This window comes from Paraburkholderia silviterrae (genome assembly GCF_004353915.1).
GTDB classification, from domain to species: Bacteria; Pseudomonadota; Gammaproteobacteria; order Burkholderiales; family Burkholderiaceae; genus Paraburkholderia; species Paraburkholderia silviterrae.
In genome coordinates, this window is record NZ_SMRP01000061.1 from 1 (window position 1) to 14,518 (window position 14,518).

11 protein-coding genes and 2 pseudogenes are annotated in these 14,518 nt (G+C 67.3%); 10 read left to right on the plus strand and 3 right to left on the minus strand.

Annotation, left to right across the window (positions count from 1 at the left end; genetic code table 11):
• From bcsE to bcsR, 6 genes are all read left to right on the plus strand, one after another.
• Window positions 1-1,910: cellulose biosynthesis protein BcsE (gene bcsE / locus EYW47_RS40140; RefSeq protein ID WP_338117871.1), on the plus strand; the 1,910-nt coding region annotated here is incomplete at its 5' end.
• A 126-nt stretch (window positions 1,911-2,036) separates the two neighbouring features.
• Window positions 2,037-2,303: a hypothetical protein gene (locus EYW47_RS40145; protein WP_133200339.1), complete on the plus strand. Its 267-nt coding sequence runs from the start codon at window positions 2,037-2,039 to the stop codon at window positions 2,301-2,303.
• A complete protein-coding gene (gene bcsQ, locus EYW47_RS40150) occupies window positions 2,300-3,124 on the plus strand; it encodes a cellulose biosynthesis protein BcsQ (protein ID WP_133200340.1) in 825 nt (274 codons plus the stop codon). Before EYW47_RS40145 ends, bcsQ begins: the two co-directional genes overlap by 4 nt.
• On the plus strand, window positions 3,124-5,724 hold the full coding sequence (bcsA, locus tag EYW47_RS40155; protein ID WP_133200348.1) for a UDP-forming cellulose synthase catalytic subunit: 2,601 nt from the start codon (window positions 3,124-3,126) through the stop codon (window positions 5,722-5,724). The genes bcsQ and bcsA overlap by 1 nt, the downstream gene beginning before the upstream one ends.
• 138 nt (window positions 5,725-5,862) lie before the next feature.
• Complete coding sequence (gene bcsG, locus EYW47_RS40160; protein WP_133200341.1) at window positions 5,863-7,452, plus strand: cellulose biosynthesis protein BcsG; 1,590 nt, start codon at window positions 5,863-5,865, stop codon at window positions 7,450-7,452.
• Window positions 7,453-7,659 (plus strand): BcsR/BcsP family cellulose biosynthesis protein, encoded by a 207-nt coding sequence (gene bcsR / locus EYW47_RS40165; RefSeq protein ID WP_133200342.1) that lies wholly within the window; start codon window positions 7,453-7,455, stop codon window positions 7,657-7,659.
• A 38-nt stretch (window positions 7,660-7,697) separates the two neighbouring features.
• Here the strand turns inward: bcsR and EYW47_RS40170 are convergent, their stop codons facing one another.
• The 3 genes and pseudogenes from EYW47_RS40170 to EYW47_RS42605 form a co-directional block, all read right to left on the minus strand.
• Complete coding sequence (locus EYW47_RS40170; protein ID WP_133200343.1) at window positions 7,698-8,564, minus strand: SAM-dependent methyltransferase; 867 nt, start codon at window positions 8,562-8,564, stop codon at window positions 7,698-7,700.
• Window positions 8,565-8,603: 39 nt separating this feature from the next.
• Window positions 8,604-8,861, minus strand: coding sequence for a hypothetical protein (locus tag EYW47_RS40175; RefSeq protein ID WP_133200344.1), 258 nt, complete (start codon window positions 8,859-8,861; stop codon window positions 8,604-8,606).
• Window positions 8,862-9,048: 187 nt separating this feature from the next.
• A pseudogene (locus tag EYW47_RS42605) lies at window positions 9,049-9,978 on the minus strand (hypothetical protein); the annotation flags it as partial.
• 79 nt (window positions 9,979-10,057) lie between these two features.
• Between EYW47_RS42605 and EYW47_RS40185 the strand changes: the two are divergent.
• From EYW47_RS40185 to EYW47_RS40200, 4 genes and pseudogenes are all read left to right on the plus strand, one after another.
• The gene (locus tag EYW47_RS40185) at window positions 10,058-10,393 is read left to right on the plus strand and encodes a helix-turn-helix domain-containing protein (protein WP_133200349.1); all 336 of its coding nucleotides are present in this window, start codon (window positions 10,058-10,060) and stop codon (window positions 10,391-10,393) included.
• A gap of 327 nt (window positions 10,394-10,720) precedes the next feature.
• Entirely contained in the window at window positions 10,721-11,149 is a 429-nt protein-coding gene (locus EYW47_RS40190; protein ID WP_133200345.1) for a GFA family protein, read from the plus strand.
• A gap of 527 nt (window positions 11,150-11,676) precedes the next feature.
• Window positions 11,677-13,653 carry an RNA polymerase sigma factor RpoD gene (gene rpoD / locus EYW47_RS40195; RefSeq protein ID WP_133200346.1) on the plus strand — a complete coding sequence of 659 codons (1,977 nt, stop codon included), beginning with the start codon at window positions 11,677-11,679 and terminating at the stop codon, window positions 13,651-13,653.
• A 123-nt stretch (window positions 13,654-13,776) separates the two neighbouring features.
• Window positions 13,777-14,352: pseudogene (locus EYW47_RS40200) on the plus strand (plasmid pRiA4b ORF-3 family protein).
• Window positions 14,353-14,518: the final 166 nt, after the last annotated feature.

The window sequence follows — 14,518 nt, forward strand, 5'->3', positions numbered from 1 at the left end:
CGCTGGCCGCGGCGGGCGCCGCTGCGCCCGGCGTGGCGACGCCCGGCGTAGCGACGCCCGCCGCAGGCGCTGGCCGCGAGCCGCACCCTTCGCTGATCGCGCGCCTCTCGCGACGCGAGCCACTCGCCATCGAGGGCCTGCCGCCCGCGCTCGCCGCGCTGGGCCCGGGCCAGGTACACGTCGTTTATGCCAGCGCCTCGCCGGCGCGCGACGCGCTGTTCTGGCAGACCGCCGCCGCCGCGCTCGAAGGCCCCGCGACGGTGCTCTCCACGCGCGACGGCGCGAGCATCGCGGCCACGCTGCGCGATCACGGCATCGACATCGACCGGCCCGGCGCGACCCATCACTGGGCCAACGTCTGCTCGCTCGTCCCGCTCGCGGACCGCGACGGCGCGCAGGTGCTGATCGAGGCGCTCGACGCCCTCGCCAACCAGTGCGCGGCGCCCGCGAGTCAGTTCTACATCGAAGGCGCGGAAGCCTTCTTCGCCTGGCACGACGCCGCCACGCTCGCGCGCCAGGGCGCGCAGCTCGCCAACTGGTGCGCCCAGCACCGCCACGGTGTGCTGCTGGTGGCCGAGCCGCCGGGCCTCGGCGACGAAGAGGCGCACCCCGAGCTCGCCGCCTTCCAGGCGCGCTTCGCCGGTGCCGCGCAGCTCCTGCAGACGCAAGGCCAGTTCCATTGGGAAGTGGCGTTCTGGCGCGCCGGCGAGACGGTGCTCGGCAGCCAGTCGCTGCCGCTGCGCTTCGCGGCGGTCGATCATCGGCTCATGGTCACGACCACGAGCGGCAGCGTCGAGCGCTCGATGGGCGTGGTGGGCCTGCTCGCGCCCGACGAGGGCCGCGTGATCATCTCGCGCGACGCCGTGCTCAACGAGCGCGTGCTGCCGCCCAGCTGGCAAGTGGTCGACGACAACGAAGCCGCGCTTGCCGCCGCACGCACTGCTGTCGCCGCCACCGTGGTCCTCGACTTCGGCGCGAGCCGCCAGCTCGAATCGCTCGCCGAGGAGGTCCACACGCTGCGGCTGCAATGCGGCAATGCGCTCAAGATCATCGTGCGCGAGGAAGCCGTGGCGATGCGCTACGAATCGCTGATGCTCAATCTCGGCGCGAACCGCGTGGTGCCGCGCCACACGACGCTCTCCCAGGTGGAGGCGATCGTCGAGAGCCTGCAGGGCCAGGTGTATTCGCGGCCCGTGCCCGCCGACTACCGCCAGGCGCTCGCCGGCGTGATGCACGGCGAGGAGACCGGCTACATCGGCGCAACGCGCTTCATCGAGCTCGTGAGCGCCGCCGTGGAGCGCAGCCGCGTGATCCAGCTGCCGAGCGTGCTGATCCGTCTCGCGCTGATGCCCGAAGTGGCCCACGTGGACGCGCTCAAGGCCTGCGTGCTGCGACGCGCGGGCGACATCATGACGGCGGCGGGCGACAGCCTCTACGTGTTCTTCTTCGCCTGCCGCCTCGGCGACGCCGACGCGGTGCTCCAGCGCGTGTTCGAGCGGGCGCTCGCTGAGCTGTTCCTCGGCGAGCAGCGCTGCGGCGATCCGAAATCGATCGCGGCGGTGCTCGATACGCTGACCGACGAAATCGAGGCGCAAACGCCGCCCGACTATTCGGGCTGGCTCGCGCTGAATGCACCGAGCGCACCGCACGCGCCCGCGGGCGAAGCAGCGGCGGCAGCACGCACGCCGGATGGAAGCGCCGACGGCGCCAGTGCAACCGCAAACGCTGCCGCCGCTACCGGCAACGGCGCCGCGCCGGACGCGCCCGAAGCCAGCGGCCTGCTGCCGACGCTCCCCGCATTCGCCGCCGCCTCGCTCGCGCCCAACGTGTGGCAATCGGACGGCAGCGAAGTGCCGCGCGCCGAGCCGCGCCCGGTATCGTTGCCGCTCAAAGCTCAGGGACGCCGTTGATATGAAGACCCCCTCGCTCACTGCGTTCGCGGCCCGGCGGAGGCTGAACGCGCCCCCACGCTCACTTCGTTCGCTGCCCCCCGAGGGGGCCGTCAGCCTCCTTGGGGCGGCCCGGCGGAGACTGACATGAACATCTTTCTCGGTTATTTCGTCTGGGGGCTGATTCTCGCCGCGCCGCTCTGGTGGCTCGCGTGGCGGCTGCGCCTTGGACGCTTCGTGCCCAACTGGGCCAAGCCCGTGCGCCAGCGGCCGCTCGAATTGCCGCCGCAGTTGGGCGCCCTCGTGATTCGCGGCAAGCGCCGCACCGATGTCGTGGTGCGCCGGCCTTCGTCCGTGCCCCCCGCTGCGGCCACCCCAGCCGTAGCGGCCAACCTTGCGGAGCCTCGCTCATGAGAACTGTCGCGATCGTCTCCGCCGTGGGCGGCGCGGGCCGCACGACGCTCACCGCCGCGCTCGCGAGCCTGCTTGCCGCGCGCTCGCACGCGGCGCTCGCTGTCGAATGCGATCCCCGCAACGTGCTGGCGCTGCATTTCGGCCTGCGCGAGAACGCGCGCGAAGGCCTCGTCACGAATCTGCGCGGGACGAATCCGTCCGACACGAACCCCGCCGGCGACGGCTGGGCCCGCGCCGCGCTGCAAAGCGACGACGGCGTGCTCGTGCTCCCCTGGGGCAGCGCGCCGCAAGAAGACGACGACGACGGCGCCGCCCACCTCGACGCCCACCGCGCCTGGCTGCGCGAGCGGCTTGCGCGCGTGGACCTGCCGGCCAATGGCATCGCGCTCATCGACACCGCGCCCTGGCCTTCGCCGCACGCGCGCCAGGCGATCGACGCCGCCGATCTCGTGCTCGGCGTGCTCACGCCCGACGCCACCACTTGCGCGACGCTGCCGCGTTTCACCGCGGCGCTCGCGCGCGCGGGCAAGCGCGCAGCGTTCGTCGCGAATGCGGTCGTCCCCGCGCGGCCGCTTCACACCGATCTCGTCGTGCTGCTGCGCGCACGCCTGGGTGCGGCCATGCTGCCGTATCTCGTGCACGCGGATACGGGCGTGCCCGCCGCGCTCGCGGGCGGCGCCAACTTCTGCCGCAGCGCACCCGCCTCGCAGGCGGCGCACGACCTGAACGGCATCGCCTCGTGGCTATCGCACTGGGCGACGAACACGCTCGCCGAAACGCCGGACAGCGTGCCCGAAGGCGCAACAGGGGCCGGCCGATGATGCGCGCGCAGGCGATCGGGCTATGGACGTCGTTCTGGACGCGGCTGCGCCGGGTGAGCGCGCGCGAATTGAGCGTCAGCGCCGACGCCGCATTCGCCCAATGGCTGCTGCGCCTGTTCTTCCGGCCGCCGCGCCCCGGCAAGCGCGACTGGCCCGCGCTCGCGTTCGCGGCGCTGGGCCGCGAGATCGCCGAGCAGCTCGACGTGGGCGACGAGCGCAGCAAGAGCGCGTGGCTCCTGCGCCTGTTCCTGCGTCCGCGCCGCGCACGCCGCCGCCTCGCCGCCGACCTGCGCAAGGTGCACACCGCTCCGCATCCGCACCGCATCGCGCTGCGCGTGTGGCTCGACAAGCGTCTCGAGCCCGTCTACCGGCGCGTCGCAAAGGGCCACGCGGCGCTCGCGGCACGGCTGCCCGCCGTCGACTGGGACGGCATCCGCGCGCGCCTCGAACGGGGCTCCGCCGCGCTCGACCGCGTGCCCTTCCTGCGCCAGTGCCTGCTGTGGCTCGCGTTCGCCGCAGCGGTCGCGATCTGCACGACACCGCTGCCGCTCGGCAGCCAGGTGCTGCTGTTCGTCCTCGTGTGGCTCATGGTCATGGTCGCGCGCCGCATCCCGGGGCATCTCGCCACCATGCTCATGGTGATGCTCTCGATTCTCATGACGGGCCGTTACGTCTGGTGGCGCAGCACCCAGACGCTGCATCTGGCGAGCCCCGCCGAGGCCATCGTGGGCTACGTGCTGTTCGCGGCCGAGCTCTATACGTGGGTCGTGCTCGTGTTCGGCTACGTGCAGACAGCGTGGCCGCTGCGCCGCAAGCCGAGCGCGCTGCCCGACGATCCCGCCGACTGGCCGACGGTCGACATCTACATTCCGACCTATAACGAACCGCTTTCGGTCGTGCGTCCGACCGTATTCGCGGCGAGCACGATCGACTGGCCGCGCGACAAACTGCGCGTGTACCTCCTCGACGACGGCGACCGCGACGAATTCCGCGACTTCGCCGCGCTTGTGGGCGTGGGCTATATCCGCCGCGAAGAGCACACGCACGCCAAGGCCGGCAACATCAATCACGCGCTGCCGCTCACCGAGGGCGAGCTGATCGCCATCTTCGACTGCGATCACATCCCCACGCGCTCGTTCCTGCAGACCACGGTGGGCACGTTCCTCGCCGACCCGAAATGCGCGGTGGTGCAGACGCCGCACCACTTCTTCTCGCCCGATCCGTTCGAGCGCAACTTCGACACGTTCCATCGCGTGCCCAACGAAGGCAGCCTCTTCTACGGCCTGATCCAGGACGGCAACGACTTCTGGGACGCCACCTTCTTCTGCGGCTCGTGCGCGATCATCAAGCGCAAGCCGCTCGAGTCGATCGGCGGGATTGCCGTGGAGACCGTCACGGAAGATGCGCATACCTCGCTGCGCCTGCACCGCCAGGGCTACACCTCGGCGTACCTGCGCACCGTGCAGGCCGCGGGCCTCGCGACCGAGAGCCTCGCGGGGCATATCGGCCAGCGCATCCGCTGGGCGCGCGGCATGACGCAGATCTTCCGCGTCGACAACCCGTGGTTCGGCAAAGGGCTCTCGTTCTTCCAGCGCCTGTGCTACAGCAACGCCATGCTGCACTTCTTCTACGGCATCCCACGCCTGATCTTCCTCGTGATGCCGTGCGCGTTCCTGTTTTTCGGACTGCACGTGATCAACACGGCTGCCCCCGTGATCCTCGCCTACGTGCTGCCCTACCTGCTGATCTCCGCCATCGCCAACTCGCGCATCCAGGGCCACTATCGCCATTCGTTCTGGGCTGAAGCCTACGAGAGCGTGCTCGCCTGGTATATCGTGCTGCCAACCACGATGGCGTTCATCAATCCGAAGCTCGGCAAGTTCAACGTGACTTCCAAGGGCGGCCACATCGAGCGCGACTATCTCGACTGGACCATTTCCACGCCCTATCTCGTGCTGCTCGGCCTCAACGCGATCGGCATGCTGGCTGGCATCGGGCGGCTCACGATCTGGCAGAGCGATGAGCCCGCCACGGTGTTCATGAACCTGTTCTGGGCCTTCGTGAACCTCACGGTGCTCGGCCTTGCCGTGGGCGTGGCGAAGGAAGCGCGCCAGGTGCGCGTCGCGCACCGCATCCCGCTGCGCGTGCCCGCCATGCTCACGCTGCCCGACGGCCGCACGCTCGCCTGCAAAACCGAGAACTATTCGATGGGGGGCCTCGGCCTTGTGCTACCGCCCGAAGCCGGCGCGGAAAAACTCGCGCCCGGTGAGCGCGTGAGCGTGTGCCTCTCGCGCGGCACGCTCGAGCACGACTTCCCGGCCGTGGTCGCGCGCCTGGCCGACGCTCACCTGGGCGTACGCTTCGAAGACCTGACGATCGAGCGCGAGCGGCGGCTCGTCGAGTGCACCTTCGGCCGCGCCGACGCCTGGCTCGAATGGGAAGACGTGCCACGCGAGGACGCCCCGCTCAACGGACTCGTCGAACTCATCACGCTGAGCTGGCAGGGCTACCTGCGTCTCGCCGATGCGTTCTTCGACGCGCTCGAGAACCTCTTCACGCGGCGCCGGCCCGAGCGGGGCAACCCGGCGCGCCAGCCGTGAGCGATACGACGCAGATACGACGCAGCGACAACACGGCGACCAACACGGCGACCAACACGGCTACCAAGCAGGGCGCGACGCACACACCATGCTCGCACGCCATAACGACACGGAATTCACGCTGGAACGCGACTGAACATGGGCCTCTGGAATCTCTACTTCTTAGCCAAGCTGTACCTCTTCTCGGTCGGCAAGCTCACGGCGGACTGGCTGCTGAACATCCTGTTCGCGTTCGCGCTGCTCATGCCGGTGAAGCCGCGCTGGCTACGCATCGTGCGCAACGTGCTGGCGATCGTCGCGGGCATCGCGCTCGTCTATCACGAGTCGGGCATGCCGCCCATCGAGCGCGCGATCTCGCAGATCCCCGTGCTGTTCACCTTCCAGGCCTCGTACATGCTGGAACTGATCGGGCGCGTGGTGTCTTTGTCGATGATCGTGAGCGCGGCGCTCGCCCTGCTGCTCTACTTCCTGATCAATCGCTGGATCCGCGTGACGACCCTCGTGCTGATCGCGCTCGTCGCAGTGCCGCTGTGGCAGGGCGCGGGCACGCTGATCGCGAACGCCACCACCGCGCTCGCCCAGAACGGCGACCAGGGCGACAACGCCAGCGGCAACGAACCGCGCAACGATCAGGTGGGCGACTACGACCAGCAGCTCGCCGCGTTCCGCGCCAACGAGGAAGGCCGCCACGTGAACTTCTCGCCGCTCACGAGCGACGCCAGCGCGCAGTTCGACATCATCGTGGTGCATATCTGCTCGCTCTCGTGGGACGATATGGACGTCGTGAAAATGCGTAACAACCCGCTCTTTTCGCGCTTCGACTATATCTTCACGAACTTCAGCTCCGGCGCGAGCTATAGCGGCCCGGCGGCCATCCGCGTGCTGCGCGCGACCTGCGGACAAGAGCCGCACAAGGCGCTCTACGACCCGGCGCCGCCCGAATGCCATCTGTTCGCGCAGCTCGCGCAGGCGGGCTACGCGCCGAACGCGCTGCTCAACCACAACGGCCGCTTCGACGACTTCCGCGGCACCGTGCTCAAGGAAATCGGCTTGCCGGGCGTGACGATCCCCCCGAACGACGGCCTGCCCGTGGTCATGAAGGAGTTCGACGGCTCGCCGCTCGTGGGCGACTACGACGTGCTTTCGCGCTGGTACAAGCAGCGCGTCGCCGCCGGCGGCGGCCCGGTCGCGCTCTACTACAACACCGTGACGATGCACGACGGCAACCGCCTGCCCGGCGTCAACGCCAATCTCACGAGCTTGCGCTCCTATCCGATCCGCCTGCAGTCGCTGCTCGGCGACGTCGACAAGCTGATCGACCTGGTCGCGCAGTCGGGCCGCAAGGCCGTGATCGTGTTCGTGCCCGAGCATGGCGCGGCGCTGCGCGGCGAAGACAACCAGATCGCGGGCATGCGCGAGATCCCCACGCCGAACATCGTGCACGTGCCGGTGGGCGTGAAAGTGGTGGGCCTGCGCGCGGGCACGGAGCACGCGGGCGGGCCGGTCACGATCGATACGCCCACGAGCTATCTCGCGCTCGCGCAACTGCTCTCGAACCTCGTCGCGAGCAGCCCGTTCCTGCCGGGCGCCCAGCCGCTCGCGCAATACGCGACGAACCTGCCGCAAACGCGCATGGTGGGCGAGAACGAGGGCACCGTGATGATGACCACGCCCACGGGCTACATGATCCACACGCCGGACGGCGTGTGGGTGCAAGGAGGCAAGTAAATGGCGCTGGGACGCTGGCTGAACGGGCGGCGCGCGCGCAACGTGGCGCGCCTGCCTGGCGATATCGACGCGCTCGCGCGACTCGTCGAGGGCGTGGACGCCGAGCGCTATTTCGACGTGCAGGCCGAGGACACCTGGCAGGAGGCCGCCGGGCGCTGGCCGCTCGTCGCGCAGCTGCTCGAGCTCAAGGCGGAGCCGCGCGAGTAGCCGCGGCGCGTGCCGTGGTGCCAGCGGGGCCAGAGGCGCTAGACACGCTCGGCATAGACCGTGCGCTCGATCGGCATGCAGGTGAGCGGGCGGCCAGTGGGTGCGATGTATCGGCGCGCGAGCGCATCGGGTTCGGGCTGCTCGATCGCACGCCAGCCGTAAGGCGCGAGAAACGCGCGCACCGCTTCGGGATCGAGACCGAAGCGCCAGATTGCCTGCCGCGAGACGAAGCGCTCATACAGCGCCTCCTGGCCGGGCGGCACACGCCCTTCGAGAAAGTCCTGGCTCACGTACGTGAAAGCGAGACGGCTACCGGGCGCGGCCCGCGCCAGCATTTCGAGCGTGCCGCGCACGGTCGCCTCATCGAGATATTGCGTGACGCCCTCCCAGACGAAGAAGGTGCGCCGGTTGCGCGTATAGCCTTGCGCGGCCAGCACGGCATCGAGCGCGAGATGCTCGAAGTCGACCGCCACGAGCCGCGCGAATGACGGTATCGCGCCGAAGCGCTTCGCGAGGCGCTTGCGCTTGGCCGCGATATTGACCGGTTGATCCAGCTCCCATGCATGCACGGGGGTGCCGTGCAGCAGCCGGTAGGCACGCGTATCGAAGCCCGCGCCGAGGTTCACGAACGCTTCCATCTGCGGGAGCGCTTCGAGCAGCTTTTCGTCGATATAGCGCTTGCGGCATAGCATGCCGCCCCACAGGCCCGGATACTTGCGCTCGGCCATCGCAGCCATGTGCGCCGCCGTGCGCGGGCCCATCAGCGCAATGAGCCAGCGCGCGGGCGCGGGCAGCAGCGCGGCGGCGAGATCGTCTTCGACGATGCGCCGATGAGGCGCGAGCCGTTGCTCGACGGCTACCAGCGCCATGGAGCCCACGCCGGTTTGCGCGGCCTCGCGCATCATTTCGGCATGTCAGTCTTTGGGGCCGCCTGGCTCGATCTTTCAGGCATCCATCCCACCCCGCACGCGCCGCCGCCCTTGCACGCGCGCCACCGAGTCGAACAACGCCTGCGCGCGGGCCAGCTCATCCAGTGCGAAGTCGAGGCGCGACTGGGCCTCACCGCAGGCTAGCGTGCGGTCTGAGGCATCGGCTTCGTCGTGCACAGCGCGCACGGCGCGGAATGCCTGATCGACGTTGCGGCTGGCCTCAAGAAAGCCTCGGGCGGCCTCGGCCTCGCTTGAACGGATGTAGATCGCCATGGATGAGTTCCATTGTTAATTGCGTCCAGTCTGCGCCGTGCAACAAGTCCCCTTGGGGGATGCCGCACAGCAAATCCCCGTGAGGGATGCCGCGAAGCAAATCCCCCTGCACCCCGAGAGTGCTCCCCTTCGATGACGCTCCGAATGACACGCCCCTGGCTCGGGAACCACCGCTTCGCCTCGCGGGCGCCATGCACTCCGCCGGCGCCATATCGAAGAGGTCGCGCGCAAAGAGCTCGCGCGTGGCGCCGCGCGCCAGCAGCGCCGGCGCCTCACCGCGGCGGCTGCGCGCCATCTCGGCATAGGCGTCGAAGTCGGTGTCGCGCGAGATCGAGCGCATCGCGGCAAGGTCGCGCGCCTTCGCCAGCAGGTCGAAGAGATCGCTCGTCACGCCGCGCGCATGCTGCGCCGGCGCTTCGCTGCGCAGACGCTTCGTGAGTTCCAGATATGCCTCGAAATCGGCATTGCGCGCCGCCTCGTGAAGCGCCGCCATATCGCGCGCCTTCACGCGCGCGGGCTGGGCAAGGCGCACGAAATACGGCGCCTCGAGCTCCACGCCGAACGCGACGGGATACCCCCCGGCGCCGAATTCCGCGCCCGCCTTTGGCGCCGCGCGCTCGACGCGGTCCACCACCACCGTGCCTTGCGACGCACACGGAGCCTTTGCCGTGCTCACGCTGCGCAGGCGCTCGGGCTGCACGCGCAGGCTGCTGCCGATGCTGAGCTCCGTGGGCGACGCGCACACGAGCGCGTAGTGATGATCGCGCGGCTTGCCCGAAGGAAAGCGCGTGCGGCTCGTGACGAACACATGCTGCGGCAGTGGCCGCACCTGGCCGCTCGCGTCCACCCACGCGTTCCAGACGAGCGCGTCCTCGCGCTTGACGTCGGCAACTCGCGGACGGCTGGCCGCCGGCGAGAACAGCGCGAGGAGCGAGCCCGTGCGCAGTGCAGCAACCTGCGCACTGCTGCCGAGCGACTGATTGATGCCCCACAGAAACCGCCCGCCCCCCAACCGACGCTCCCACTCCTTGCGAAGGACGATCGTGGGGAGATCTTCTCCCGTCTCCGATCCGATCCTGGACCAGCAAAACGTGGGCGGTAGGTGTTTCAGTGCCATCGACTTCCTCGGAATGCAGCGCGCCCGCCAACCCGGCGAGCAATTCAATAATCGTTACTGTATAGGTATAATGCATGACATGGAAGCCCCAGACACTGAATTTCCCGTGCAGGAACTGTTGCGCCAGCTATCGGCCGATGCACGCTCGTCCAGCGAGATTGCGCGGCTTTCCGGGGTCAGCCAGCCAACGGTATCGCGGCTTCGGCTGTCGAACGGTCGCCGGCTGCGTCGGAGTGCGTCATTCAATAAGCTATGCAGTTTCTACGGCGTGAAGCCCGCCTCGCGGCACGCGGCCGCCTATAACGAGTTGCTGCGCAACGCCATCGTCGACGTGTGGGACGGCTCGGAGGAGCACGGCCGCGCGTTGCTCGTCGTGATCAAGGGATTGAAGGAGTTGAGAGAACGGCCCGGATAAGCGCAGCCGTTCCGGTCATCGCCGTGGATGGCGGAACGTGAGGTAACCGGATTTGGGACCGGGTACAGCGCGATGGGTCCCAATTGATGAGCGCCAACCGGCTAAAAAGCGCGCTGGATGGGGTTTGAGAGGCTTCTATGGGCCTTGCAGGGCGTCGGAGCGCGCGGTAAGCCCGTTTTCAGGGTGAAAAATCCCATAAGCGGTTACCTTTCGCCGCGCACGGGCCGTTGCACAACGAGACCAACCTTTTCGCGACGCTCGTCTATAAACAAGACGGCAACACGCAACACGGCGCACCCGTAACACTTCGTTTGCTTCCTGGCCCCTATGAACTCAACGCCGGTCGACAATACCCGCGCCACGCTGCGCGGCCAGTGCCTGTGCGGCGCCGTGCGCTACCGCGTCGCGAACGCATTCGGCTATGCCTTCAATTGCCATTGCTCGCAATGCCGCCGCGCCACGGGCTCGGCGTTCAAGCCGTTCGCGGGCATCGAGCGCGCGAGCCTGCGCCTCGAACAAGGCGAGGGCGATCTGCTCGTCTACGGCGATCCGGGCGCCGCGCACGACGTTCATTGCCGCCACTGTGGCTCGCTGCTGTATTCCGTGGTTCGCGAAGGGGCGTTCGCCCATGTGACGATGGGGACGCTCATCGACATGCCGTCCATCCGCCCCGAAGGGCACATCTTTGTCGGCTCCAAGGCACCCTGGCACGAGATTGCCGATACGCTGCCGCAGTACGCCGAATTACCGCCATAACGCGCCGGAGTGTGCAAGACGGTCAACGCAGACGGGTGTTTAGGCGTTCTTCTTGATATTGCGGCGCACTGCAATCGGCACAGCGGGGATCGATCGCAGCGCGTCTCGTGCACCCAGGCGTCACTTCGGCGCAATTCCAGGCAGCGCGTCCGTTTTATCTGGCGATATAAAACGCGCGAACCATCGTCCTGGAATCGCGTCTAATCACGCTCGTGGAAAGCCGCGAAGCGCTAAAAACGCCACTTTGAAGACCTTTCAATTACGTTTCGACCCCGGGCAACCCCGCCAGGTGCGCCGAAGCGACGATTACGGTTGCCTCACGTGGCGGAACGCACTACCATACGCGATCTTTCTGCATTGCACGAAAATCCAGGCCGCCACGCCAATGTGCGTTTGGCGCTCGCTCGGCGGGACCGGCACGCGCCCCCGCCCATTCCCCTGCAATTTTTCGTCATCGCCGGACGCCACGCCGCTGGCGCGTGACCCTTTTTTGCCCTCGTTGGGCAATTCCTTTCGAGGAGATTGTATTGACAAGCCATGACCGGGAAGACGCGCTGCCCTCGTCTGCCCGCCCCGCCCGCCGCGCAGCCAAGGACAAGACCGGCGATACGACTCAGATGGACGGTGGCTCGCAACTCGAAAAGCGCCAGCATCAAATGCGCGCGCTCATCAAGCTCGGCCGCGAACGCGGCTACCTGACCCACGCCGACATCAACGACCACCTGCCCGACAACTTCGCGCAGACGGCTGCACTGGAAACCATCGTTGCCACGTTCAACGACATGGGCGTGCAGGTCTACGAGCAGGCGCCCGACGCCGACACGCTGCTGCTGAACGAAGACGCGCGCGCAGACTCGCAGGCTGACGACGAAGCCGACGAGGAAGTCGAAGTCGCGCTCTCGACGGTCGACTCGGAATTCGGCCGCACGACCGACCCCGTGCGCATGTATATGCGCGAAATGGGTTCGAGCGAGCTGCTCACGCGCGCCGGCGAAATCGAAGTCGCCAAGCGCATCGAAGACGGCCTCCAGGAAATGATCCAGGCAATCGCGGCTTGCCCGTCGATCGTCGCGACGATTCTCGCCGACGCCGACCGCGTCGCGGCCGAGGAAATGCGCATCGACGAGCTCGTCGACGGCATCGGCAGCGATGAAGCCGCGCAGGAGCCCGCCGCGGCCGACGCCGACGCGGACGAAGAGATCGAAGCGCAGGCCTCGGACGAAGAAGAGTCGGACGACGCGGACGGCGACGACGACGACGCCGACAACAGCAAGGCCAACGAAGCCTTGCTCGCGCAGCTGAAGGCCGACAGCCTGGCGATCTTTGCACGCGTGCGCACGCTTTTCGAACAGATGGCTTGCACGACGGATGCCAACGCGCGCGCGTCAGCCGCCGAAATGCAGATCTGCGCGGACATCCAGCGCGAGCTCGCACCGATCCGCTTCACGGCCCGTACCATCGACCGTCTGTGCACGCTGCTGCACGAGCAGGTTGCGCAGATCCGCGCGATCGAGCGCAACGTGCTGGCGATCGTCGTGGATCGCTGCGGCATGCCGCGCGAAGCCTTCGTCGAGCAGTTCCCGGGCCACGAGACGGACCTCGATTGGGGCGTGCGCGCCGCCGCTGCCTCGAGCAAGTACGGCCCCTCCATCGAGCGCAGCCTGCCGGCCATCCATGCCGAACAGCGCAAGCTCGCCGAGATCGAAGCGGCCGCATCGCTGTCCCTGCAGCAGATCAAGGCAATCAACCGCCGCATGACCGCCGCCGAAGCGAAGATGCGTCAGGCGAAGGGCGAGATGGTCAAGGCCAACCTGCGTCTCGTGATCTCGATCGCGAAGAAGTACGTGAACCGCGGCATGCAGTTCCTCGATCTGATCCAGGAAGGCAACATCGGCCTGATGAAGGCCGTGGACAAGTTCGAATATCGCCGCGGCTGGAAGTTCTCGACGTACGCCACGTGGTGGGTGCGCCAGGCCGTGACGCGTGCGCTCGCCGACCAGGCGCGCACGATCCGCGTGCCGGTGCACATGATCGAAACGATCAACAAGCTGAACCGCATCTCGCGCGAGATTTTGCAGCAGACCGGCATGGAAGCGCATCCGGCCGATCTCGCCGCGCGCATGGGCATGACCGAAGAGAAGGTGCGGGGCATCCTCAAGATCGCCAAGCAGCCTGTCTCGCTCGAAAGCCCGGTGGGCGACGATGGCGACGCGACGCTCGGCGACATGATCGAAGACGCGGGCTCCGCATCGCCCGCCGATGCGGCGATCCACGCGAACATGCGCGCCGCGATCGATGAGGCGCTCAAGGCGCTCTCGCCGCGTGAGGCGAAGGTGCTGCGCATGCGCTATGGCATCGACACGACCTCGGATCACACGCTCGAGGAAGTGGGCAAGCAGTTCGACGTCACGCGCGAGCGTATCCGCCAGATCGAAAGCAAGGCGATGCGCAAGCTCATGCACCCGAGCCGCGCCGACAAGCTGCGTCCGTTCCTGGAGCGCTAAGTGGTTTATCGCTGAGATTTGGCGATAAAATGAAAAAAGCCCGTCACTTGCGTGACGGGCTTTTTGTTTTGTCGGTTCCCCGGAATATCGAAATGCAACCTGTCCTGCAAGAGGCCGCGTGAGATGACTGCACGAAAAACCACTTCCGGTTCACCGGGACAACTGCTGCAACTGAAGATCGAGCTGGCGAGAATCAAGCCGCTGATCTGGCGGCGAGTTCTGGTACCAGAGACGATCACGCTCGCCAAATTACACCGCGTGATACAAGCCGCGATGGGCTGGCTCGACTACCATCTGCATGAGTTCGAAATCGCCGGAGAGCACTATGGCGTCCCCGATCCGGAGTTCGACGACAAATCGGTGGTCTCCGAAGTAAGAGTGAAGCTGGGCAAATGCCTGGGCGGCGCCGCTTCATTGCGATACGTCTACGACTTCGGCGACGACTGGGAGCACAAGATCAAGGTGGAATAAGTCTTGCCGGCAGCTGCCTGCCCGACTCCCGTATACCTCGGTGGCGCCAATGCCTGCCCGCCCGAAGATGTAGGTGGCCCATATGGCTACGCTGGTTTCCTCGAGGCGATTGCCGACTCCGCCCACCCGGAGCACGAACGCATGATCAGCTGGTACGGAGGAACATTCGACCCCGCCGCAATCGACCACGATCTCATTCAGGCATGCCTTGAACGCATCAAGCTCTGAGCGCCAGGACGGCAGTCGTTGGACGGATACGCGGATACTGAAAACCGCACGAGATCTGCTTGCGTGGTTGCAAGTGGATCTAGAAATCTCTCCGGCAGAGGTATCGTTTCAGCCGCGTAAACGCCAGAACCCCGGTGCTCTTTCGGAGCCACCGGGGTTCTGGACG

Bases quoted from the DNA above. Each gene is read 5' to 3' on its own strand.
- EYW47_RS40190 (WP_133200345.1), top strand. From the start codon at position 10,721: ATGAACTCAACGCCGGTCGACAATACCCGCGCCACGCTGCGCGGCCAG.
- bcsR (WP_133200342.1), top strand. From the start codon at position 7,453: ATGGCGCTGGGACGCTGGCTGAACGGGCGGCGCGCGCGCAACGTGGCG.
- bcsQ (WP_133200340.1), top strand. From the start codon at position 2,300: ATGAGAACTGTCGCGATCGTCTCCGCCGTGGGCGGCGCGGGCCGCACG.
- bcsA (WP_133200348.1), top strand. From the start codon at position 3,124: ATGCGCGCGCAGGCGATCGGGCTATGGACGTCGTTCTGGACGCGGCTG.
- EYW47_RS40185 (WP_133200349.1), top strand. From the start codon at position 10,058: ATGGAAGCCCCAGACACTGAATTTCCCGTGCAGGAACTGTTGCGCCAG.
- EYW47_RS40145 (WP_133200339.1), top strand. From the start codon at position 2,037: ATGAACATCTTTCTCGGTTATTTCGTCTGGGGGCTGATTCTCGCCGCG.
- EYW47_RS40170 (WP_133200343.1), bottom strand. From the start codon at position 8,564: ATGATGCGCGAGGCCGCGCAAACCGGCGTGGGCTCCATGGCGCTGGTA.
- bcsG (WP_133200341.1), top strand. From the start codon at position 5,863: ATGGGCCTCTGGAATCTCTACTTCTTAGCCAAGCTGTACCTCTTCTCG.
- EYW47_RS40175 (WP_133200344.1), bottom strand. From the start codon at position 8,861: ATGGCGATCTACATCCGTTCAAGCGAGGCCGAGGCCGCCCGAGGCTTT.